At 62.4% G+C, this 21,176-nt stretch carries 18 protein-coding genes; 7 read left to right on the top strand and 11 right to left on the bottom strand.

Annotation, left to right across the window (positions count from 1 at the left end; all coding sequences use genetic code 11):
• Position 1: 1 nt before the first annotated feature.
• The 11 genes from AC3WP7_RS02170 to AC3WP7_RS02120 form a co-directional block, all read right to left on the bottom strand.
• Complete coding sequence (locus AC3WP7_RS02170; protein WP_093119536.1) at positions 2–2,350, bottom strand: putative bifunctional diguanylate cyclase/phosphodiesterase; 2,349 nt, start codon at positions 2,348–2,350, stop codon at positions 2–4.
• Positions 2,334–3,011 (bottom strand): methylamine utilization protein, encoded by a 678-nt coding sequence (locus tag AC3WP7_RS02165; RefSeq protein WP_092240981.1) that lies wholly within the window; start codon positions 3,009–3,011, stop codon positions 2,334–2,336. The genes AC3WP7_RS02170 and AC3WP7_RS02165 overlap by 17 nt, the downstream gene beginning before the upstream one ends.
• A gap of 211 nt (positions 3,012–3,222) precedes the next feature.
• Positions 3,223–5,559, bottom strand: coding sequence for a putative bifunctional diguanylate cyclase/phosphodiesterase (locus tag AC3WP7_RS02160; protein WP_102591720.1), 2,337 nt, complete (start codon positions 5,557–5,559; stop codon positions 3,223–3,225).
• A gap of 464 nt (positions 5,560–6,023) precedes the next feature.
• Positions 6,024–7,199, bottom strand: coding sequence for an ABC transporter substrate-binding protein (locus AC3WP7_RS02155; protein ID WP_092240976.1), 1,176 nt, complete (start codon positions 7,197–7,199; stop codon positions 6,024–6,026).
• The gene (locus tag AC3WP7_RS02150) at positions 7,196–8,170 is read right to left on the bottom strand and encodes a CobW family GTP-binding protein (RefSeq protein WP_102591574.1); all 975 of its coding nucleotides are present in this window, start codon (positions 8,168–8,170) and stop codon (positions 7,196–7,198) included. Before AC3WP7_RS02150 ends, AC3WP7_RS02155 begins: the two co-directional genes overlap by 4 nt.
• Positions 8,167–8,466, bottom strand: a complete 300-nt coding sequence (locus tag AC3WP7_RS02145; protein ID WP_071488653.1) for a hypothetical protein — start codon at positions 8,464–8,466, stop codon at positions 8,167–8,169. Before AC3WP7_RS02145 ends, AC3WP7_RS02150 begins: the two co-directional genes overlap by 4 nt.
• 13 nt (positions 8,467–8,479) lie before the next feature.
• Positions 8,480–9,229 carry an SDR family NAD(P)-dependent oxidoreductase gene (locus AC3WP7_RS02140; RefSeq protein ID WP_071488652.1) on the bottom strand — a complete coding sequence of 250 codons (750 nt, stop codon included), beginning with the start codon at positions 9,227–9,229 and terminating at the stop codon, positions 8,480–8,482.
• A 142-nt stretch (positions 9,230–9,371) separates the two neighbouring features.
• Positions 9,372–10,133 carry an SDR family NAD(P)-dependent oxidoreductase gene (locus AC3WP7_RS02135; RefSeq protein ID WP_092240970.1) on the bottom strand — a complete coding sequence of 254 codons (762 nt, stop codon included), beginning with the start codon at positions 10,131–10,133 and terminating at the stop codon, positions 9,372–9,374.
• Positions 10,134–10,143: 10 nt separating this feature from the next.
• The gene (locus AC3WP7_RS02130) at positions 10,144–11,484 is read right to left on the bottom strand and encodes an MFS transporter (RefSeq protein ID WP_092240968.1); all 1,341 of its coding nucleotides are present in this window, start codon (positions 11,482–11,484) and stop codon (positions 10,144–10,146) included.
• A gap of 30 nt (positions 11,485–11,514) precedes the next feature.
• A complete protein-coding gene (locus tag AC3WP7_RS02125) occupies positions 11,515–12,393 on the bottom strand; it encodes a polysaccharide deacetylase family protein (RefSeq protein WP_010212857.1) in 879 nt (292 codons plus the stop codon).
• An 11-nt stretch (positions 12,394–12,404) separates the two neighbouring features.
• Positions 12,405–13,727 carry an amidase gene (locus AC3WP7_RS02120; RefSeq protein WP_092240966.1) on the bottom strand — a complete coding sequence of 441 codons (1,323 nt, stop codon included), beginning with the start codon at positions 13,725–13,727 and terminating at the stop codon, positions 12,405–12,407.
• A gap of 334 nt (positions 13,728–14,061) precedes the next feature.
• Here AC3WP7_RS02120 and AC3WP7_RS02115 point away from each other — a divergent pair, with 334 nt between their 5' ends.
• The 7 genes from AC3WP7_RS02115 (at position 14,062) to cmoB (ending at position 21,170) form a co-directional block, all read left to right on the top strand.
• Positions 14,062–15,051: a GntR family transcriptional regulator gene (locus AC3WP7_RS02115; RefSeq protein WP_172963315.1), complete on the top strand. Its 990-nt coding sequence runs from the start codon at positions 14,062–14,064 to the stop codon at positions 15,049–15,051.
• 92 nt (positions 15,052–15,143) lie between these two features.
• Positions 15,144–17,564, top strand: a complete 2,421-nt coding sequence (gene lon, locus AC3WP7_RS02110; RefSeq protein WP_093512337.1) for an endopeptidase La — start codon at positions 15,144–15,146, stop codon at positions 17,562–17,564.
• A 137-nt stretch (positions 17,565–17,701) separates the two neighbouring features.
• Positions 17,702–18,091: a protease inhibitor I42 family protein gene (locus tag AC3WP7_RS02105; RefSeq protein WP_058425770.1), complete on the top strand. Its 390-nt coding sequence runs from the start codon at positions 17,702–17,704 to the stop codon at positions 18,089–18,091.
• A gap of 1 nt (position 18,092) precedes the next feature.
• Entirely contained in the window at positions 18,093–18,767 is a 675-nt protein-coding gene (locus tag AC3WP7_RS02100; protein ID WP_102591575.1) for a lysoplasmalogenase, read from the top strand.
• A 135-nt stretch (positions 18,768–18,902) separates the two neighbouring features.
• Positions 18,903–19,313, top strand: a complete 411-nt coding sequence (locus AC3WP7_RS02095) for a hypothetical protein (protein WP_139212839.1) — start codon at positions 18,903–18,905, stop codon at positions 19,311–19,313.
• A gap of 160 nt (positions 19,314–19,473) precedes the next feature.
• Entirely contained in the window at positions 19,474–20,217 is a 744-nt protein-coding gene (gene cmoA, locus AC3WP7_RS02090; protein WP_092240955.1) for a carboxy-S-adenosyl-L-methionine synthase CmoA, read from the top strand.
• Positions 20,214–21,170, top strand: a complete 957-nt coding sequence (cmoB, locus tag AC3WP7_RS02085) for a tRNA 5-methoxyuridine(34)/uridine 5-oxyacetic acid(34) synthase CmoB (protein WP_092240953.1) — start codon at positions 20,214–20,216, stop codon at positions 21,168–21,170. Before cmoA ends, cmoB begins: the two co-directional genes overlap by 4 nt.
• Positions 21,171–21,176 lie beyond the last annotated feature (6 nt).

Below are 21,176 nucleotides of genomic sequence, written 5' to 3'. Positions count from 1 at the left end.
CTCAATGAACCAGGGAAGTTTGCGCACTGAGCGGCAAGGCCATCCAGGCTTCGAAGGCGTCGGCACTCAACGGCCGGCTGATCAGGTAACCCTGGGCCGTGTCGCACTGCCAGCGCTCCAGCAGGCGCAGGCTGTGGGCGTATTCGACGCCCTCGGCAACGACCTTGAGGCCCAGGTTGTGGCTCATCTCGATGGTGGAGCGCACGATCACTGCGTCTTCACTGGTTTCATCGAGGTTGCGCACAAAGGATTGGTCGATCTTCAACTCCTGCACCGGCAGGCGCTTGAGGTGCGCCAGTGACGAATAGCCGGTGCCGAAATCGTCCACCGACAGGCCGATACCGCAATCGCGCAGCAAGTTGAGCACCTTGAGGGCTTTTTCCGGCTCACGCATCACCGCGCTTTCGGTGATTTCAAACAGCAGTTGCTCGGCCGGCAAACCATAGCGACACAGCAATGCCGAGACCCGGTGGGCCAGCTCATCGCCGAGCAGATCGTCCGCCGAGATGTTCAGCGACAGTTGCAAGGACAGGCCGCGCCGGTTCCATTCGCACAACTGGCGAATGCCCTGTTCGATCACCCATTGGGTCAGCAACTGGATACTGCCCGAGCGTTCGGCCAGCGGGATGAATTCCCCCGGCGAGACCATGCCGAACTGCGGATGCTGCCAGCGCAACAGCGCTTCGGCCTGACGCACATGGCCCTGGCGGATATCCAGCTTGGGCTGGTAGTGCAGCAACAGTTGACCCTGGTTGGCCGCGTGGCGCAGGTCACGGATCAGGGTGATCTGGCGGCGGTGCGCCAGGTCGCGGCCCTGCTCGTAGATTTGCAGGCGGCCGGGCATTTGCGCGGCGTCCTTCATGGCGATGGCCGCGCGTTCCAGCAAGGTGTGCGGGCTTTCACCATCGACCGGGTACACCGCGATGCCCAGGCGACAATCCAGCGCCAGGTCATGGCCGTTGATGCGCTGGGGACGCAGCAGCAGCTGTTGCAGTTTGTCGGCCATGCCCACCGCTTCGTCGCTGCCTGCCCCTTCGAGCAGCAGCAGGAATTCGTCGGCGATCAGGTGCGCCACGGTATCGCCGGGGCGCAACGCCGCTTGCAGGCGCTGGCTGACCGTGATCAGCAGTTGGTCCACCGCTTCGGGGCCGGCGGTTTCGCTGGCGGCGCGCAGGTTGTCGATGCCCAGGTAGATCAGGGCCACCGGGCGTTGCAGGGCAATCGAACTGCCCAGGCGTTCCATGGCCAGCGCACGGTTCGGCAGGCCGGTGACACGATCATGCAAGGCATTGTGCGCCAGCTGTTGTTCGCGCTCGGCAATGCCGTTCTGCATCGCGTTGACCGCCAGGGCCAGGCGCCCCAGTTCATCACTGCGCGCCAGCACCACCGGGGTCTGATAGTCGCCGCTGCCGATGCGTTCGGCCGCCTGCGCCAAGGCCTGCACCGGACGCGACACCGTGCGCGCCAGCAGCAAGGCACCGATCAATGAAGCGATCAGCGCGACCAGGGCAATCCCGAGAATCTTTTCATCCAACGGCACAAAGGCCTGCATCGCCGCATCCAGCGGGCTTTGCAGCAGGGCCAGGACTTTGCCGTTTTCATCACTGGCCAATACCAGCGATTGACTGAGGAAGCGGTGCTCAAGGTGATCGGTGGTGGACACCCCACGCCGCGTCGAGTCGCCCAGCATCAGCGCGCTGATGCTCTGGCGCAGTGCTTGCGGCTGGGTACTGACCAGCTCGCCGGGGCGGTCATGATCAATCGCCAGGAACGAGACTTCCAGGTTGCTCAACGAACGCAGCTCATCGGCAAATGCCGCGTCCATGCTGAACCCCATTACCACCCGCGCGATAGGCAACGGCGCCAGCACCGAAGCTTCCACCAACAGATGCGGCTCGCCCTGCAACGGCACCATCAGCATCGCCTGACGATTGCGCCGGGCTTCGCGCAGGGCCTGGTCGTAGCGAAAGGTCGAGCCCTCCGGAACGTCCTCCAGGGTGCTGGCCAGGACTTTTCCGTCCATGCCCAGCAGGATCATGTCGCTGGCGTTGATGCGCTTGCCGTGGTTGAGCAGCACCGAGCGCAGGGTTGCCGAATCGCCACTGGCGACCGCATCGCGAAAACCGAAGTCGGCCGCCAACAACTGCACGCCATCGGCCAGGCGCCGACCGCGTGTGTCGAGCAAGCGCTCGAACACCCGCGTGCCCACGTCCAACTGGGCCAGGGCCTGGCCGTGGACCGCCGAGCGGGTGGCGGCCTTGACGCTGAAATACAGCGCGCCGATCACCACCAGTGACAGCACGATCAACACGCAGGCGACCCGCGCCTGGAAGCTACTGCGCAGTTTCATGGGCGGCTCGATTGAAGGCATCGCCAAAGGCGCTGGGCGGCGGCGGCAAATCCGCCGGTGCGGGCTCCAGGCTCAACGTCACACGGTGGCTGAGCCCGGCAGCAGGCATGTGCAAGGTGCCGCCATCCAACGGCTGCATATCTGCCAGTTGCGGATGCCACACGGTGAGGTGGTAGTCACCGGCCGGCAACTGTTCCAGGCGCACACGGCCCTGGGCATCGCTGACGCCGAAACGTGGGTCATCGGTGACATAGATATAGCCGAGCATCCAGTCATGGATATTGCAGCCCAGCACCACCACGCCGGGCCTGTCGAACAGCAGCGGGTCAGTGGGCGTGCCTTCGTAAAGGCGCAGTTCGAAGCGCTTGGCAGCGGAGAACGAATACACCTGATGGCGAATATTGTCGCTGTTGGGGAAGCGCACCTGGGTACCGGTGTGCACTGCCAGTACATGGGGCGCGAAGCGTTGACCGCGCTGGTCCATATCCGCCTTGAGCACGCCTTGCGGCGCCTGCGCAGGGCCGTGCAAGGTGACCACGGCATCGGCAACAGGCTGACCGTCGACCTGCAGGGCCAACACCTCAAGCGTCGCCGCCGATGCGGGGCCGGCCACAGCCAGCAACAGTGCCGTACGAAGTAACGAGTGAAAAATCCAAGCCATGGTCGATCCGCAGGAAATGAGCTGAAAGAGCAGCCTGCCTTGGCACAGAAACATTGAAGTGCATGCATGATGACGCAAACAAGGCCAATTGCCATCATCGGTTTTACAGCAATACATAACCGCCTGTCGGCAAAAAACTATGCATTCGGTCAAGCCTTGTAGAGGTTATCGACGCTGTTTTGAAAATCTGCAGTCGAAGGGAAAGGCTTTTCTAGATCGGCACCCGCTCACGCCGCATCCACATCTCGAACGCCATCGCGTTCAGCGGGCGGCTGATCAGGTAGCCCTGGGCGGTATCGCAATTCCACTGCTTGAGCAGCTTGAGGCTGGGGGCAAACTCCACGCCCTCGGCCACTACCTTGAGTCCGAGGTTGTGGCTCATCTCGATGGTGGAGCGCACGATCACGCCATCGCCGCTGGTGCTGTCGAGGTTGCGCACGAAGGACTGGTCGATCTTCAACTCCTGCACCGGCAAGCGCTGCAATTGCGCGAGGGACGAGTAGCCGGTACCAAAGTCATCCACCGACAGGCTGATACCGCAACCGCGCAGTTGCTCCAGCACGCTGAGGGCCTGTTGCGGGTTGTGCATGATCGCGCTTTCGGTGATCTCGAAGATCAGTTGCCCGGCGTCCACCTGGTACTGCATCAACAGCGCGGTGACGCGAATCGCCAGGTCGTCATCAGCCAGGTCGTCCACCGAAATATTCACCGACAGCTGGATCAGCATGCCGCGGTGCGCCCACTCGGCGATCTGGCGCACCGCTTCTTCGATCACCCACAGCGTCAGGCTGCTCATGCTGCCGGTGCGTTCGGCCAGGGGGATGAACTCGGCGGGAGACACCTGGCCCAGGGTCGGGTGCTGCCAGCGCAACAAGGCTTCGGCCTGACGCACATGGCCGTGCTTGAGGTCGAGTTTGGGCTGGTAGCACAGGAACAACTCGCCCTCGATGGCCGCACGCCGCAGGTCGCGGATCAGGGTGATCTGGCGCTGATGGGCCAGGTCGCGGTCCTGCTGGTAGATCTGCAGATGCCCCGGCAGGCTCGCGGCGTCATGCCGGGCGATGGCGGCGCGGCTGATCAACTCTTCCACTTGCTGGCCGTCGGCGGGGTAAGCCGCGATGCCGATGCTGACTTCGTGGCGCAGTTCGTCATTGCCGATGCGCTGGGGCTCGGTGAGCAGCGCGTAGAGGCGGTCGGCGCGGGCCACGGCGCGGTCGACCTCGGTGTTTTCCAGCAACAGCAAAAACTCACTGCCGGCGATGCGTGCCGCGGTGTCGCTGGCCAACAGGCTCATGGCCAGGCAGCGACTGGCTTCGCGCAGCATTTCCTCGACACCTTCGGGGCCAAAGCCTTCGTTGATCACCCGGTAATTTTCGATCCCCACATACAGCAACACCACCGGCCGGCCTGCGCTGATCGCACTGCCCAGGCGCTCCATCGCCAGGGCGCGATTGGGCAGGCCGGTGAGCGGATCATGCAACGCGTTGTGCGCCAGTTGCCGCTCACGCACAGCGATGCCGCTTTGCATGGCGTTGAACGCACGGGCCAACAGGCCGAACTCATCATGGCTGCGCACCCGCACCGGCGTGCGGTAGTCACCGGCGCCGATGCGTTCGGCCGCCTGCACCAGCGCATTGAGCGGGCGCGACACTCGCCGCGCCAAAAACAACGCGCCGGCCAACGACACCACCAGCACCGCCAGGGCAATCCCGAGGAACTGCCGGTCCAGCGGCGCAAAGGATTCCAGGGCGTGGTCCAGCGGGCTTTGCAACAGCACCCGCACATCATCGCCGTCGCCCGTGTTGGCCAGCGGTAATACCTGGCTGAGCACACGCTGGCCGTAGAACAAATGGATCTGCGGTTCGGGGTCGATATGCCCGTCGCGCAACAGGCTGAGGGTACCGGCCTGGTAGGCGTCCGGTTGCGTGCTGAACAACGGGCCGGGCTTGGCGTCCTGCACGCTGAGGAACGACACCTCCAGGTTGCTCATGGAACGCAGTTCACTGGCGAACAGCTTGTCCATGGGGAACCCCATGACGATGCGTGCGATAGGCAGCGGGTCGAGTACTTCATCCTGCACCAACAAATACGGACGCCCATCCATGGCCACGATCAACATCTGCAGCCCCGTGCGCCGCGCGTGACGCAGGGCATCGTCGTAGGGGAAAAACTGGCCACGGGTGAGGATCGGCAACGTGCTGACCATGACCTTGCCATCCAGGCCCAGCACAAACACCTCGCTGGAGCGGATACCCGTGCCGTGACGGCGCAGCGCAGCAAGGATCGGCACGGTCTTGCCGTCGGCCACGGCTTGCTTGAACGGCAGGTCGGCGGTCAGCCAGTCCAGGCCGTATTGCAGGCGACGCCCGCGCAGATCGAGCAAGCGTTCGAACACCTGGCTGCCGGTTTTCAGTTGGACTTGCGCCTGGTTTTCCACTGCGCGGGCGGTGGCGGTCTTTACCGAGAAATAGGTGGCGGCCACGACTACCAGCAGCAGCAGCGCGAGCACCCCGGCGATGCGGGTCTGGAACGTGTGGCGCCACTTCATCGCAGTGCCCTCTGGCAGCGTTCGCCTCTCTCTGCCACTACGTCCCTTTGTCATGTGCATTCCCTGCGACTGCTGACCTGGCGTCAAAAAAATATCCATTTTGATTGAATATTCGATTTGAGGAGATTAGCTGGGAGTGGGCGTATGTGCACCCAATAAAGACGGGGAACTGGGTGACGGTTTTTTGGCGACAAAGGGTTGGCTGAGGTTTTGAGTTGAGTACATATCCGTTATTTTGATAACGGCGACTTATGGCTCCACTCTTACAGTTGCGAACACTGCAATTGTGGCGAGCGGGCTTGCCCCGCGCTGGGTTGCGAAGCGACCCTGAAGAAGGAATTCGTTGAGTCAGATACTCTTCGGTCGCCGGTTTTGGGGCTGCTTCGCAGTCCAACGCAGGGCAAGCCCGCTCGCCACAGGGTAGTTATCGCCTGCTCTACTTAACGACCTTGATATGAACACAATTACCCACCCCGAGCCCGCATGAAATCCCCCCACCGCCGCACCAGATAATTGTGCTCATCCATCACCGAATTCCACACCGCAATATGCCCCATGCGCTGCTCATACGACCCCCCGTCCCGCACTTCCCCCACATCGATCAACGGCAAACCATCGCTGCCCAACAACTCCTCCCGCGCCGGCAACCCCGCATACCAGTAATCCCATTCGGCACTGCTCAAGTGATCACGACTGCGCGCGGGGTTACCAATGTAGTAACCCTGGCGCGCCATCACCGCCCCGGGCCAGCCGGACAGCCACCAATTCAAGTACGCATACGCCGCATCCAGCACCGGCCCCTTGGCATGCCGCGACAACGACAACCCGCCAAACCACGCGCGATACCCTTCACGCGGCACGGCAAGGCGGTATTTCACCCCTGCGCGATGCAGACGCATCAGGGTCGGCGACCACAGGCTCTGGATATCGATACTCGGGCTGAGCATCAACTGCGCAGCTTCTTCATCGTCGGACCAGAACGCCGCAAAGTGCCCTTCTTTCTGTTTACGCACCAGGATGTCAGCGAGCACGTCGATCTCTTCGATGCTCATATTGCCGATGTCCCTGAAGCTGGCCAGCCCCGCGCCCTGCACCGCCAGTGCGGCATCCAGGGCGCCGATGGCGGCGTCGCTTTGCAGCGCGGTGCGCGCACGCCAAGCCGGGTCCAGCAGCCAGCCCCAGCTCTCGTTACCGTGGCAAAAACCGTCGGGCAAGCGCTCGGGGCGGTAGGCGAAACTGTCGGCGTTGTGGGTCAGCGGCAGCATGCTGATACGCTCGGTGACCGTGCTGCCGAGGCTGCCGTCGTGCTGCACGAACAGCCGCTCACTGGGCACGCTGCCACTGCCCAGGCGGTCGTCGGCCGACAGGCGCCCGCGCTTGGGCAGGTCGTTGATTTCATGCCACAAGGCGATGCGCCGGGTGTCGATAGGCTGGATCGCCTGGGCCGGCCACACAAAGTCGACGTTGTGGAACCACTGGTCGTACAGGTCGTAGCTGTCGGGCTGCATCACCGCAATACGCTGGGCCTGTTCGACATCGTGCACCTGGTACACCAGACGAATGCCCAGCTCTTGTTCGGCACGTACGCGCAGGCATTCAAGCAGGGTCACGGAGGTGCCGAGGACGCGCAGTGTGATCATGTCGCCCACCGCCGCGAAAAGACTTCAAACGAGCGCCTTAACAGCGCAGGGTCTACGCCACGCAGGATAAACACCAGGCGCGATTGGCGATCACTGCCCGGCCACGCCGGCAGATGCACCGGCGCGTGCAGGCAGTGCTGCACGCCATGGATGACGATGGGAGCGTTACTGGCGTTCACGTTAAGCAGCCCTTTGACCCGGAGGATTCGTTCGCCGTGGCATCTTAACAGCATCGACAACCACACCCCGAACCCCACCCAATCCAGAGGCTGGTCGAACGTCAGGCTGCACACTTGCGCGGCGCCGTGAGTGGCAGTGGGGATGCGATGCAACTGCCAGCGACTGACTTCAACGGCGGGCTCGGCGCTGCGCAGGCCTTCGCCGAGCAGCAGCTGGTCACCGCTGTGGATGTCGTGGGTATCGAGGATCGGCGTGCCGGCATTGAGTGCCTGCAAATGGGTACGTAGCGCTGCGCAATCCCCCGCCAGATCGGTCTTGCTCAGCAGCAAGCGATCCGCCGCCGCCACCTGCGCCAGCCATTCCGGGTGCAGGCGTTCTTGCAGGGCTGCGTGGCTGGCGTCGACCAGGGTGATCACCAGGCCGATATGGAAACGCCCGCGCAACTGCACGTCGTTGTTCAGGGTGGCGAGGATCGGTGCCGGATCGGCCAGGCCCGTGGTCTCCAGGATCACCCGTTTGAAGGCCGGGATTTCACCGCGCTCGCGGCGCTGCAGCAGGCCAAGCAGCGCGTCTTTCAGCTCGCCCCGGATCGAGCAGCACACACAGCCGCTGGGTAGCAGCACGGTGTCCGGCGCAACCTCCTCAACCAGCAGATGGTCGATGCCGACGTCGCCGAATTCATTGATCAGCAACGCGGTGTCGCCCAGGCTTTCGCCTTGCAGCAGGCGCTTGAGCAACGTGGTCTTGCCGCTGCCGAGGAAGCCGGTGATGACGTTGAGGGCGATGCTCATACGCAGGCCTCCAGATGATCCAGCAGGCGCGGATCGAGCGGGTCCAACGGACGGCCAAGCAGGGTCTCGGCAGCTTGCCAGAGTTGATCCAGGCCGCTGGCCAATGCCTGTTTACCGGTGGCGCCCAATAGCAGATAGGACGCGCCCTGGAAGTCTTCGACCTTGAGCCGGAACACCGCCAGTACCTGGTTGATCGCCGCAATCCGGCGCAGGCGTTCGCGACGCCGGGGCAATTCATCGCCCAGGGGGTCGCTCCAGTGCAGGTCTTCACCAAGCAATCCACAGAGTCCGCACATGGCTACACCTCACTCATGGCATGACATCGCCGGAGTTCGGGCCCAGGGTCTGGCCAACGAACAGGTTGCCGCCCGGCTCGCTGGCCAGCAGCACCGCGACCGGCGCCACTTCATCCGCCAGGCCGAAACGGCCCAGGGGCAGTTCCCTGGCCTTGGCGCGTTTCCAGTCGTCGCTGATGCCGCCGACCAGGGGCGTCTCGATCGGGCCGGGGGCGATAGCGTTGACCAGCACATTGTCCTTGGCCACTTCCAGCGCCAGGGATTTGGTAAAGCCGATCACCCCCGCCTTGGCCGCTGCGTAATGGGTCAACTCGGCGCCACCCTTGATGCCCAGTTGCGAAGCCACATTGATGATCCGCCCCCAGCGCTGCGCGAGCATGTGCGGCAACGCACGCTGGCTGGCGACGAACACACTGGTAAGGTCGACGCGCAGCATGTCGTTCCACATTTCAAGGGTCAGGTCCACGCAACGCGCCTGGGTGAGCATGCCGGCGTTGTTGACCAGAATGTCGATGCCGCCAAAGTGCTCGACGCAGCGGTCGACACTGGCCTGGGCACCTTCGACGGTACCGACATCGGCCAGGCATTCGAACACCTCGGCGCCGAGGTTGCGGCAGGTGATCGCGGTTTCCGCGAGGCTGGCCGCATTGCGGTCGGCCAGCACCAGGCGGGCACCTTCAGCGGCGTAGGCACGGGCGATGGCGGCACCGATGCCGCTGCCGGCGCCGGTGATCACGGCGCGGCGGTTTGAAAGTTGGGACATGTAAATTCTCCTGAACAAAACACAGGTCCAATGTGGGAGGGGGCTTGCCCCCGATGGCAGTGGTTCAGATAAAACAACGGTGACTGATGCACCGCTATCGGGGGCAAGTCCCCTCCCACACTGGACCCAGTAAACCAGTTAGTCAGTCGGGCCAGCGCACGGTCAGGCCACCGTCGATGACGATGCTTTGCCCGGTCAAATAACTCGACGCCTCACTGGTCAAGAACTGCACCAGCGACGCCACTTCATCCGCCCGCCCTACCCGGCCCAAGGGAATCGCCCGCGCCGCTTTCGCCAAGCCTGCCGGCCCCAGCGAATTCTTCGCATCCAGCGACTGCGGCGTCTCGATCAACCCCGGGATCACCGCATTGCAACGAATCCCCAGCGGCGCCAACTCCACCGCCAGCGACCGGCACAACCCCGGCACACCGGCCTTGGCCGCCGCGTAATGGCTGTGTTCCTGCCAGCCATACACGCCACCGGCAATCGACGAAATCGCCACCAGCGCACCACCTTCAGCCATATGGCGGGTGGCCGCACGGAAGGTGCGCATCACCCCCGTGAGGTCGACATTGAGCATTTCGTCCCACAGCGCGTCGGTCATCTCCAGCAACGGTGCGCGGCGCAGCAGGCCGGCGTTGGCCACGGCGTAGTCCAGCCGGCCGAAATGCGCCACCGCCTGTTCGGCCAGGGCGTCCACCGAGGCGGTATTGCCCACGTCCAAGGGCAGCATCAGGCATTTGCCGCCGGCCTCTTCCACCAGGCCTACGGTGGCCTGCGGGTCATGGGGATCGGCCGGGTAATACCCGCCCACCACCGCCACACCCACGCGGGCATAGGCCACCGCGAGGGCTTGGCCGATGCCGCTGGCGGCACCGGTAATCAAGGCAACTTCAGGGATCATCGATCACTCCTTACTGAACGGTTTCCGGACGCACATGCCGTGCGGCGAACATCAGCGCGCCGGAGAGGAAGCACGGCAGTGCGCCAAACCACAGCGCGGCGGTCTGCCAGTCGCTGCCGGCAGACAACACTTGGGTCGCGCCAAAGCCTGCGACTACAGCGCCGATCGGCCCCATGGCATGGATGATCGCGCCACCGGTGGCGCGGATGCTGGTGGGGAAACTCTCGCTGATAAAGAACAGCGCCGCCGAGTACGGCCCGATCAGGAAAAACAGGCCCAGGCTGTACAGCCCGACCACCATCGGCATATTGCTCGGGCCAAACAGCATCCCGGCAAACGACAGCCCGCCGAGCATCCAGCCCAGGCCGATCACGTTGCGACGGCCGATCTTGTCGCCCATCCAGCCGTGGCTCAGATAGCCGCAATAGCCCACCAGGTTCGACAGCACGAGGATGATCAGCGAGTTCTCGAACGAGATGTGGTGCACGCTGACGATCACCGAAGTGCCCAGCACGCTGAACACCTGGATCGCGGCCCAGTTGAGCAACAGCGCGGCGCCGATCACCAGGGTGGCGCGGCGCGCCGGGCCACGGAAGGCGGCCTTGAGGCCGGCCTTGCTGTGTTCGTCGTAATCCACGCCGTAGGTCACGGCGACGTTCTGCGCTTCTTTCACCGCACCGCTTTTACGCAGCTCGCTGATGCGCTGGTGGATCTGGAACTGCGGGCTCTCCTTGAGCTTGCGCGCCATGATCGCGATGACGATGGCCGGGATCGCGGCAAAGATAAAGCAGCCCTGCCAGCCGATGATCGGCAGCAACAGCGCGGTCAACCCGGCTGCGATCAACGCACCGACCGGCCAGCCGCCTTGCACCAGGCTATAGATAAAGCCACGGCGTTTGGTCAGGCGCGGGTCTTCCGAAGCGCCGTACAGCTCGCTCAGGTAGGTGGCGTTGACGGTCTCCTCGGCATAGCCCAGGCCGCCCAACGAGCGGATCAAAATCAGCGGCGACTTGCCCCACGCACCACCGATAGCGGTCAGCGCCGAACACAGCGCGGAACCCGCCACGGTGAAGATAATGCCTTTGCGCCGGCCCAACTTGTCGACCACCGGCCCAATGGCAAACGCCACCACCGCCGTGCCCACCGCGACCCAGGTCGCGATTTCCGCTTGCTCCACTTCACCCCAGCCGAAGTGCCGGCCAATCTCCGGCAGCAAGGTGCCGAACAGGATGAAGTCATACACCGCAAACACCCAGGCGAAAAACGCGATCCAGGTGGCGAAGCGCACTTCCTGGGACGTCAGTTGCCGGGGTTTCCAGCCAGTCAGGTCAAGCTTGTTGTAGATGGACATGGGTCGCGCCTCAGGGGTGGTTGCAAAGGTTCAGGTACGCGGTTGGCGGCGGATGAAGTCGTCGGCGATTTCGTCGAAGGTGACGAAGCGCACGCCGGCATGGCTCTGGATGTGTTCGATCAGGCGCTCCAGCATCAGCAGCACTTGCGGGCGACCGGACACGTCCGGGTGGATGGTCATGGTGAACACCGCATGTTCGTGTTCGCGGTAGACCCAATCGAACTGGTCGCGCCACATTTCTTCGAGGTGACGCGGGTTGACGAAACCGTGGCTGTTGGGGGCTTTCTTGATGAACATCATCGGCGGCAGGTCGTCGAGGTACCAGTTGGCCGGGATCTCCACCAGGTCGGTTTCTTCGCCGCGCACCAGGGGTTTCATCCAGGTGTCGGGGTGCTGGCTGTAGTCGATCTTGGTCCAGCTGTCGCCCTTGCGTACGTAGTAGGGATGGAAGTCGTTGTGCATCAGGCTGTGGTCGTACTTGATGCCTTTTTTCAGCAGCAGTTCGTTGGTCACCTTGCTGAATTCCCACCACGGCGCGACATAGCCGGTGGGGCGCTTGCCGGTGACCTGGGTGATCAGTTCGATGGATTTATCCAGCACGATTTCTTCCTGCTCGGCCGTCATCGCGATAGGGTTTTCGTGGCTGTAGCCGTGCACGCCGATTTCGTGACCGGCGTCGGCCACGGCCTTCATCTGTTCCGGGAAGGTTTCCATCGAATGGCCGGGGATGAACCAGGTGGTGCGCAGGCCGTAGCGTTCGAACAGCTTGAGCAACCGTGGCGCGCCGACCTCACCGGCGAACAGGCCACGGGAGATGTCGTCCGGCGAGTCTTCGCCGCCGTAGGAACCGAGCCAGCCGGCGACGGCGTCAACGTCGACGCCAAATGCACAGAGGATGTCTTTAGCCATGGTGTGTCTCCTTAAACGTTAAGTACGGTTTCGACGGACAACGCCGCGCGCAACAGGCGAGCGTCTTCTCCGGTGGGGGCGCTGAGCAGCAGCCCGGTGGGCAGGCCCTGGGCATCGCGGCCGCTGGGCAGGTTCACGCAGGCCATGTCGAGCAAACTGCCGGGCATGGTCAGGCGCAGGGTGGCGAAATTGGTTTTGACAAACAGGTCGTCGTCGGCCTCCAGCGGTGCCAGGGCTGGCGCGACATGGGCGACGGTGGGGGTGATCAGGATGGCGCCGTCGAGGTCGTCGATCAGTTGCTGTTGCAGGCGGCGGCGTGCATCGGTCAGGTGGATAAGCTGACTGGCGGGCAGTGCGCGCGCGGCTTCGAGGCGGCGACGTACGCGAGGGTCGAGTTGCTCGGCATCAGGGCCGTCGAGCAGCGCTTCATGCAGGGCAAAGGCTTCGAAGGAACCGAGCCAGCCGTGGTGCTTGATCAGGTCCAGGGTGGCCTGGAAGGTCGCGCATTCACGTTCTTCAACCAGTGCGCCCCGGGCCTTGAGTTGCTCCACGGCGCGCAGCAGATTGTTGCGCACAGCGGGCTCGACGTCCTGTTGCGCCAACACAAAGCGCTGGCCCTTGAGGCTGCGGGCAGTGTGGATCTGGGTACGGCCATGCAGCAGGTCGTCGATGGCCAGTGCATCGCGCACGCTGCGGGTCAGCGGCCCCAGGCTGTCGAGGGTATGGGCCAGGGGGAACACGCCGTCACGGCTGTAGCGTCGGCGGCTGCTGCGGTAGCCCACCAGGCCATTGAACGCCGATGGGATGCGGATCGAGCCCGCAGTGTCGGTGCCCATGGCGATGGGCACGATCCCGGCCGCCACGGCCACCGCCGAGCCGGACGACGAGCCGCCAGGAATGCGCGGCTGGTCGTCGCCATGGGGATTGTGCGGCGTGCCGAAATGCGGGTTCAGACCCAGGCCGGAATAGGCCAGTTCGCTGAGGTTGGTCTTGCCGACACTGACCATTCCGACGCGGCACAACAGGCCGACCACAGGTGCATCGAGCAACGCGGCAGGCGCGTTGCGGCGATAGGCAGCGCCTGCGGTGGTGACGCTGCCGGCCACATCGAACAGGTCCTTCCAGGCCAGCGGCACACCATCGAACACGCTCAATGGCTGCCCGGCGCGCCAACGGGCAGCCGAGGCTTCGGCTTCACGGCGCGCACGCTCGGCAGTCAGGCTGATAAACACGGCCGGGGCCTGGCTGGCCTTATCGAGTGCCTGTTCGAGGGCTTGCACCGGGTCACTGCGACCGCTGGCAAAATCCTCGGCCATGGAAGTGGCGTCTGACATCGGCTTGATCCTCAAAACGTACATATTCATAAAATGTACGTTTTACAAAGGCAGATTCCGTGCCAGTCTGTATCGGCACGTGTGTGCGCGATGAGGGAAGCTTGCCCAGAGCAGCTGGATAGATGCTTTTACACGTCAGGAAAAATCTTGCCAGGACGAGGGAAAACACTTTCAATGAAATAATGTATCTTCTATTAAAAAGTACATTTTGGTGCAGAAAAGTAACATCCTCGCTTTCAAGGCCCCAAAAAAGTGCCACCGACGTGGCGCAGAGTGACAGGCACGACTTATGAGAGAATCCTCGGCCACCTTCCTACAGCCTCCAGAGAAAACGATGAAAGCAGTGTCCGCCTCGGCCTCCCGTTACGCGATGATTCACAAGGTGATGCGTGACGCGATCGTCAACGGCACTGCGCGCCATGGCCTGGTGTTGCTGGAAGCGCCGCTGGCCGAATTGTTCGGCACCAGCCGTGTCCCAGTGCGCAAGGCCCTGGACCTGCTGCATGACGAAGGCCTGATCTGCCGCTTCAACGGCCGGGGTTACCTGATCAATCCCGAAGGCCTGGCCATGGAACCGCTGCGCCTGCCGCTGAGCCATGCACACCTGGGGCTCAACCGTGACGATGAACTGGTGGACACGCGCCCCCTGGGCGAACGCATCGTCGAAGAAATCGGCGCGGCGCTGTCCACCTGCATCGCCTTCGGCCATTACCGCCTCGACGAGCAAGCCGCCGCCGACCACTACGGCGTCAGTCGTGCGGTGGTGCGCGAAGCGCTGATGCGCCTGCGCGACCGTGGCCTGGTGGAAAAGGAGCCCTACTCCCAATGGCTGGCGGGGCCTTTGACGGCGCGGGAAGTCACCGAAGACTACGAACTGCGCGCCTGCCTGGAACCCGAAGCGCTGCGCCAGAGCGCGCCCCACCTCGACCGCGAGTTGCTCGAAGCCATGCTGCAGCGCGTGCTGGCCGCCCAGGACAACCCCCACTGCAGCCTGGAGGCCATCGAACAGATCGAGGACGACTTGCACCAACGCTGCCTCGCCGGCCTGCAGAACCGCAAGATCGCGGCGTTGATCCGCCAGGGCCAGAGCCCCATGATCATCAGCCGGATTTTCTACCGCTTGCTGGGGATCGGCGCGGATCCAGCCATGCTGGCCGAACATCGGTTGATATTGGAGCTGCTACTGCATGGTGCGTTTGATGCGGCGGCGTTGAACCTGCGCGAGCATTTGCAGCGGGCCAGGCAACGTATGTTGCAGCGGTTGAAGGTGCTGTCGGTGTTACCGGAGCAGCCGTTGCCGAGTTATCTGCACAAGATCAGCTGAATTCATGCAATTTGTTGCTAACTCCACCCCGCCATTGAAACCACCACTGCCCCGCCCCATCTAAGCACCATACTTCCTTATGCAGGTGCCCCATGAGCGACCAGCAAGATTTCCCCGATTACGACCTCAACGACTACGCCGACCCCGAAAACGCTGAATCCGCGTCGTCCAATACCGGCCTGGCCCTGCCTGGGCAAAACCTGCCGGACAAGGTCTACATCATCCCGATCCACAATCGGCCGTTCTTCCCGGCGCAAGTGCTGCCGGTGATCGTCAATGAAGAACCGTGGGCCGAAACCCTGGAGCTGGTAAGCAAGTCCGACCATCACTCCCTGGCCCTGTTCTTCATGGACACGCCGCCGGAAGACCCGCGCCACTTCGACACCTCCAGCCTGCCGTTGTACGGCACCCTGGTGAAGGTGCACCACGCCAGCCGCGAGAACGGCAAGCTGCAATTCGTCGCCCAGGGCCTGACCCGCGTACGCATCAAGACCTGGCTCAAGCACCACCGCCCACCGTACCTGGTGGAAGTTGAGTACCCGCACCAGCCCAGCGAGCCGACCGACGAGGTCAAGGCCTATGGCATGGCACTGATCAATGCGATCAAGGAACTGCTGCCGCTCAACCCGCTGTACAGCGAAGAACTGAAGAACTACCTCAACCGTTTCAGCCCCAATGACCCGTCGCCGCTCACCGACTTCGCCGCCGCGCTGACCTCGGCCACCGGTAACGAGTTGCAGGAAGTGCTGGATTGCGTGCCCATGCTCAAGCGCATGGAAAAAGTGCTGCCGATGCTGCGCAAGGAAGTCGAGGTCGCACGCCTGCAAAAAGAACTCTCCGCCGAGGTGAACCGCAAGATCGGCGAGCACCAGCGCGAGTTTTTCCTCAAGGAACAGCTCAAGGTCATCCAGCAGGAGCTGGGCCTGACCAAGGACGACCGCAGCGCGGACGTCGAACAATTCGAGCAACGCCTGGAAGGCAAGGTGCTGCCGGCCCAGGCGAAGAAACGCATTGACGAAGAGTTGAACAAGCTGTCGATCCTCGAGACCGGTTCGCCGGAATACGCGGTGACGCGCAACTACCTGGACTGGGCCACCTCGGTGCCGTGGGGCGTGTACGGCGAGGACAAGCTCGACCTGAAACATGCGCGCAAGGTGCTGGACAAGCACCATGCGGGCCTGGACGACATCAAGAGCCGCATCCTCGAGTTCCTCGCGGTGGGCGCCTATAAAGGCGAAGTCGCCGGCTCCATCGTGCTGCTGGTCGGCCCGCCGGGTGTGGGCAAGACCAGTGTGGGCAAATCCATCGCGGAGTCCCTGGGGCGGCCGTTCTACCGCTTCAGCGTCGGCGGCATGCGCGACGAGGCCGAGATCAAGGGCCATCGCCGTACCTACATCGGCGCGCTGCCCGGCAAGCTGGTGCAGGCGCTCAAGGACGTGGAGGTGATGAACCCGGTGATCATGCTCGACGAGATCGACAAGATGGGCCAGAGCTTCCAGGGCGACCCGGCGTCGGCGCTGCTGGAAACCCTCGACCCGGAGCAGAACGTCGAATTCCTCGATCACTACCTGGACCTGCGACTGGACCTGTCCAAGGTGCTGTTCGTGTGCACCGCCAACACCCTGGACTCCATCCCCGGCCCGCTGCTGGACCGTATGGAAGTGATTCGCCTGTCGGGCTATATCACCGAAGAAAAAGTCGCCATCGCCAAGCGTCACCTGTGGCCCAAGCAGCTGGAAAAAGCCGGTGTGGCGAAAACCAGCCTGACCATCAGCGACGGCGCCCTGCGCGCACTCATCGACGGCTACGCCCGCGAAGCCGGGGTGCGACAGTTGGAGAAACAGCTGGGCAAACTGGTGCGCAAGGCGGTGGTCAAGCTGCTGGATGAGCCGGACTCGGTGATCAAGATCGGCAGCAAGGACCTGGAAAGCTCCCTGGGCATGCCAGTGTTCCGCAATGAGCAAGTGCTGTCCGGCACCGGCGTGATTACAGGCCTGGCCTGGACCAGCATGGGCGGCGCAACCTTGCCGATCGAGGCCACGCGCATCCATACGCTCAACCGCGGCTTCAAGCTCACCGGGCAATTGGGTGAAGTGATGAAGGAATCTGCCGAAATCGCCTACAGCTACATCAGTTCGAACCTGAAGTCATTTGGCGGCGATCCGAAATTCTTCGATGAAGCCTTCGTTCACTTGCATGTGCCGGAAGGCGCCACGCCCAAAGACGGCCCGAGCGCCGGGGTGACCATGGCCAGCGCGTTGTTGTCGCTGGCGCGTAACCAGCCGCCGAAAAAAGGCGTGGCCATGACCGGCGAACTGACGTTGACCGGGCATGTGCTGCCGATTGGCGGGGTGCGTGAGAAGGTCATCGCGGCGCGGCGCCAGAAGATCCATGAACTGATCTTGCCGGAGCCGAATCGCGGGAGTTTTGAAGAGTTGCCGGAGTACCTGAAGGAAGGCATGACGGTGCACTTTGCCAAGCGCTTTGCGGATGTGGCGAAGGTGCTCTTCTGACAGCTATCCAGCGCCTGGTAGGCCCCCTGTGGCGAGCAGGCTTGCCCTGCTCGCCACAACAAGCCCGCTGCCCTGTTGTCACACCTTGTCTCATCTTCGGTTATGCTCGCCCTTCGTCGTGAATGAACGGAGCCCCCATGACCGCTGCCCGCCTGCTTCTCCCCTTGAGCCTTGCCTTACTGGCCGCGTGCGCCAGTGCACCGAAGCAAAACGTCACCGTGGACAACCAGAGCGCCTGTCCGCTTCAGCTTAAAAGCGGGCAAAACCTGACCCTCACCCTCCCGAGCAACCCCACTACCGGTTACCGCTGGGCCATCCAGGATTCCGCCGGCGGCGTACTGCGCGCGTTGAGCCCTGAGGTCTACAGTAGCAGCGAGTCGGGTGTGATCGGCGGCGGCGGCCAATCGACCTGGCGCTTCCAGGCCTTCGCCGCCGGCCAGGGCCGTTTGCGCCTGACCTCCCAGCAACCCTGGGAGCCGGAGGCCGAACCTGTCGAAACCTTTGACTGCGCCATTACGGTGAACTGATATGCCCTGGCTGATTCTTGCGTTGATGGGCGCCGGCACTTTTATCTACGGCCTGAGCACCCATGCCACCTTGCTGTGTCTATTGGTCAAGCCGCTGCCGGTACTTGCGCTGCTGGGCTGGCTGCATGATGCACCGCCCACCGACTATCGACGCTGGATCAGCCTTGGGCTGATTTTTTCCCTGGTGGGCGATGTGCTGCTTGCCTGGCCCGGCGACCTGTTTATCTTTGGCCTGGGGGCGTTCCTGTTTGCGCACCTGGCGTATCTCAAGGCCTATTTCAGTGATTGCCGCCGCCTGGCGCTGCTGCCGCTGGTATTGGCGCTGGGCATGGGGGTTGTGCTACTGAGCATCCTGATCTCGCACGGCCTCGGTGATTTGCTGATCCCCGTGGTGGTTTACGCCGCCGTGATCAGCGCGATGCTCTGGCGAGCGTTGGCACGCCTGGGCAGCGAAGTGCCAAAACGCTCGGCTCTGTTGGCGGCGGCGGGTGCCGTGTCGTTTGTGTTTTCCGACACACTGATTGGCATCAATCGGTTTGTGGTGGCGTTCGATGCGGCCCCGTACTTGCTGATCACTAGCTATTGGCTGGGCCAGTGGGGAATAACAGCAGCGGCATTCTCTCCAAGCGCTACTCAGCCATTCGCGAATGTACCAACGAAAGAACTTATTGATTAGATCAACGCTAATATTTATAGCCAAAACTTCTACAACACTGTCATTACTAACAGTATCCGACCTCTCGAATCAAGAATAGCCTTCCTACTACTCGGCAAGTCAAACCTCATTCACCGAAGATGGGAGTCTTGAATCATGAGCACAGCACAACCTAAAGGACAAAAAGCAACGGGACGCCTTACGGGCACCATTACCAGGAATGATCAACCGACAGCGTTCAATGGTACAGATCACTATATATATAAAGACAACAACGAACTTGAGATTTACTCAGGCGAAGAAACTCCCGGAGGAGCTTGGAAATCAATAAGTTTGAATCTGGACCCAAACATTACAGCAGGCACACATAAGCTAGGTTCTTTTTCAAGTTTTCGGAGCGCCACGGTCGTTCCAGGCAACACTGATGTTCTTCTAAACTACTCGGGCACTCTGGATATAAAACCCGACCATGCAAATCGACATTACACTGGCAGCATTTCTCTCTCTGCAAAAAACAATGGCTCAGATACCTACCAGATAGAGGCAACGTTTGATCTCAAAGAATGAACGTAGCCAACGCCAGCAATCATCCACTTTAAAAACTGTGCTCGCCTCATAAGCGAGTGCAGTTTTTTTCTGAATCGATGATGTCTTTCAGACAAACCGCGCACGCCCCCTTCAACCTGGCTAAAATACTGGCCTTTCCCAGATCAATGCCGGAACAGCCGTGAGCAAAGAACCCGATCGCCTATTCGCCCAGCCCCTGCCCCAGGTGCCGGACTTCGCCTTCAACGAAGACGTGGTGCGGGTGTTCCCGGACATGATCAAGCGCTCGGTGCCCGGTTACCCGACCATCGTCGAGAACCTCGGCGTACTCGCGGCGCAATTTGCCCAGCCCAACAGCGTGCTGTATGACCTGGGCTCGTCCCTCGGCGCCGTCACCCAGGCCCTGCGCCGCCATGTGCGCACCGGCGGTTGCCGGGTGATCGCGGTGGATAACTCGACAGCCATGGTCGAGCGCTGCCGTGAGTACCTCAATGGCCAGGACTCGATGTTCCAGGAGTTGCTGCCGGTCGAGGTGATCGAGGGCGATATCCTCGCGCTGCAATTTGCCCCGGCCTCGGTGGTGGCGCTGAACTTCACCCTGCAATTCATTGCCCCCGATGAGCGCCTGGCGTTGCTCTCGCGCATCCGCCAGTCGCTGTTGCCGGGTGGTGCGTTGATCCTCTCGGAGAAGCTGCGCTTCAACGATGCCGAAGAACACGCGCTGCTCACCGACCTGCACATCGCGTTCAAACGCGCCAACGGCTACAGCGAACTGGAAATCGCCCAGAAGCGCAGCGCCATCGAAAACGTCATGAAGCCCGACAGCCTCGAAGAACACCGCGAACGCCTGCTGGCAGCCGGGTTCTCGAAAGTCGTGCCGTGGTTCCAGTGTCTTAACTTTGCCTCGTTGATTGCCTTGCCATGATTGATCTTTCCCCCCTCGCCCGCCATCTGGTCGGCACTCCCCTGGCCGTGTGGGCCCAGGGCCTGCAAGCGCAGCTCGACAGCAAGATGGAAAAGGGCCATGGCGACCTGGAGCGTTGGCAGAGTGCGTTGGATGCGCTGCCAAAGATCCAGCCCAGTGACGTGGATTTGCTCAACGGCCTGACACTCGATACCGACTGCGACGATGACACCCGCGCGCAGATGCACACTGCATTGATGGGCCTGAGCCCGTGGCGCAAAGGGCCGTTTAACCTGTTCGGCGTGCATGTGGACACCGAATGGCGCTCGGACTGGAAGTGGTCGCGGGTTGCGCCGCACCTGAACTTGAAGGGCAAACGTATCCTCGACGTAGGCTGCGGCAACGGTTACTACATGTGGCGCATGCTTGGCGCCGGCGCTGACAGCGTGATTGGCGTAGACCCGAACTGGTTGTTCTTCTGCCAGTTCCAGGCGGTACAGCGCTACCTGTCCGAGCCCAGGGCCTGGCACCTGCCGTTCCCGTTCGAAGACCTGCCGGCAAACCTGGAAGGCTTCGACACAGTGTTTTCCATGGGCGTGTTCTACCACCGTCGTTCGCCGATCGAACACCTGCTGGCGCTGAAAGACACCCTGGTCAAAGGTGGCGAACTGGTGCTGGAAACATTGGTGGTCGAAGGCGATCAGCAACAAGTGCTGGTGCCGGAAGATCGCTACGCGCAGATGCGTAACGTGTGGTTCCTGCCCTCAGTGCCGGCGCTGATGCTATGGCTGCGCCGTGCAGGCTTCACTGATGTGCGCTGCGTGGATGTGAGCGTGACCACCGTCGAGGAACAGCGCGGGACGGAGTGGATGAAGTACCAGTCGTTGAGTGACTTCCTCGATCCCGAAGATCACAGCAAGACCATCGAAGGGCTGCCGGCGCCGATGCGGGCGGTGATCATCGCCAGGAAATGACGCTGA

Source organism: Pseudomonas sp. FW305-3-2-15-C-LB1, assembly GCF_058787615.1.
The sequence above is the reverse complement of the archived record's forward strand: the minus strand, read 5'-3'. Positions and strand labels throughout refer to the sequence as shown.

Excerpts from the sequence above, each read along its gene's own strand:
- AC3WP7_RS02170 (WP_093119536.1), bottom strand. The coding sequence starts at position 2,350 with ATGAAACTGCGCAGTAGCTTCCAGGCGCGGGTCGCCTGCGTGTTGATC.
- AC3WP7_RS02165 (WP_092240981.1), bottom strand. The coding sequence starts at position 3,011 with ATGGCTTGGATTTTTCACTCGTTACTTCGTACGGCACTGTTGCTGGCT.
- AC3WP7_RS02160 (WP_102591720.1), bottom strand. The coding sequence starts at position 5,559 with ATGAAGTGGCGCCACACGTTCCAGACCCGCATCGCCGGGGTGCTCGCG.
- AC3WP7_RS02155 (WP_092240976.1), bottom strand. The coding sequence starts at position 7,199 with ATGATCACACTGCGCGTCCTCGGCACCTCCGTGACCCTGCTTGAATGC.
- AC3WP7_RS02150 (WP_102591574.1), bottom strand. The coding sequence starts at position 8,170 with ATGAGCATCGCCCTCAACGTCATCACCGGCTTCCTCGGCAGCGGCAAG.
- AC3WP7_RS02145 (WP_071488653.1), bottom strand. The coding sequence starts at position 8,466 with ATGTGCGGACTCTGTGGATTGCTTGGTGAAGACCTGCACTGGAGCGAC.
- AC3WP7_RS02140 (WP_071488652.1), bottom strand. The coding sequence starts at position 9,229 with ATGTCCCAACTTTCAAACCGCCGCGCCGTGATCACCGGCGCCGGCAGC.
- AC3WP7_RS02135 (WP_092240970.1), bottom strand. The coding sequence starts at position 10,133 with ATGATCCCTGAAGTTGCCTTGATTACCGGTGCCGCCAGCGGCATCGGC.
- AC3WP7_RS02130 (WP_092240968.1), bottom strand. The coding sequence starts at position 11,484 with ATGTCCATCTACAACAAGCTTGACCTGACTGGCTGGAAACCCCGGCAA.
- AC3WP7_RS02125 (WP_010212857.1), bottom strand. The coding sequence starts at position 12,393 with ATGGCTAAAGACATCCTCTGTGCATTTGGCGTCGACGTTGACGCCGTC.
- AC3WP7_RS02120 (WP_092240966.1), bottom strand. The coding sequence starts at position 13,727 with ATGTCAGACGCCACTTCCATGGCCGAGGATTTTGCCAGCGGTCGCAGT.
- AC3WP7_RS02115 (WP_172963315.1), top strand. The coding sequence starts at position 14,062 with ATGAAAGCAGTGTCCGCCTCGGCCTCCCGTTACGCGATGATTCACAAG.
- lon (WP_093512337.1), top strand. The coding sequence starts at position 15,144 with ATGAGCGACCAGCAAGATTTCCCCGATTACGACCTCAACGACTACGCC.
- AC3WP7_RS02105 (WP_058425770.1), top strand. The coding sequence starts at position 17,702 with ATGACCGCTGCCCGCCTGCTTCTCCCCTTGAGCCTTGCCTTACTGGCC.
- AC3WP7_RS02100 (WP_102591575.1), top strand. The coding sequence starts at position 18,093 with ATGCCCTGGCTGATTCTTGCGTTGATGGGCGCCGGCACTTTTATCTAC.
- AC3WP7_RS02095 (WP_139212839.1), top strand. The coding sequence starts at position 18,903 with ATGAGCACAGCACAACCTAAAGGACAAAAAGCAACGGGACGCCTTACG.
- cmoB (WP_092240953.1), top strand. The coding sequence starts at position 20,214 with ATGATTGATCTTTCCCCCCTCGCCCGCCATCTGGTCGGCACTCCCCTG.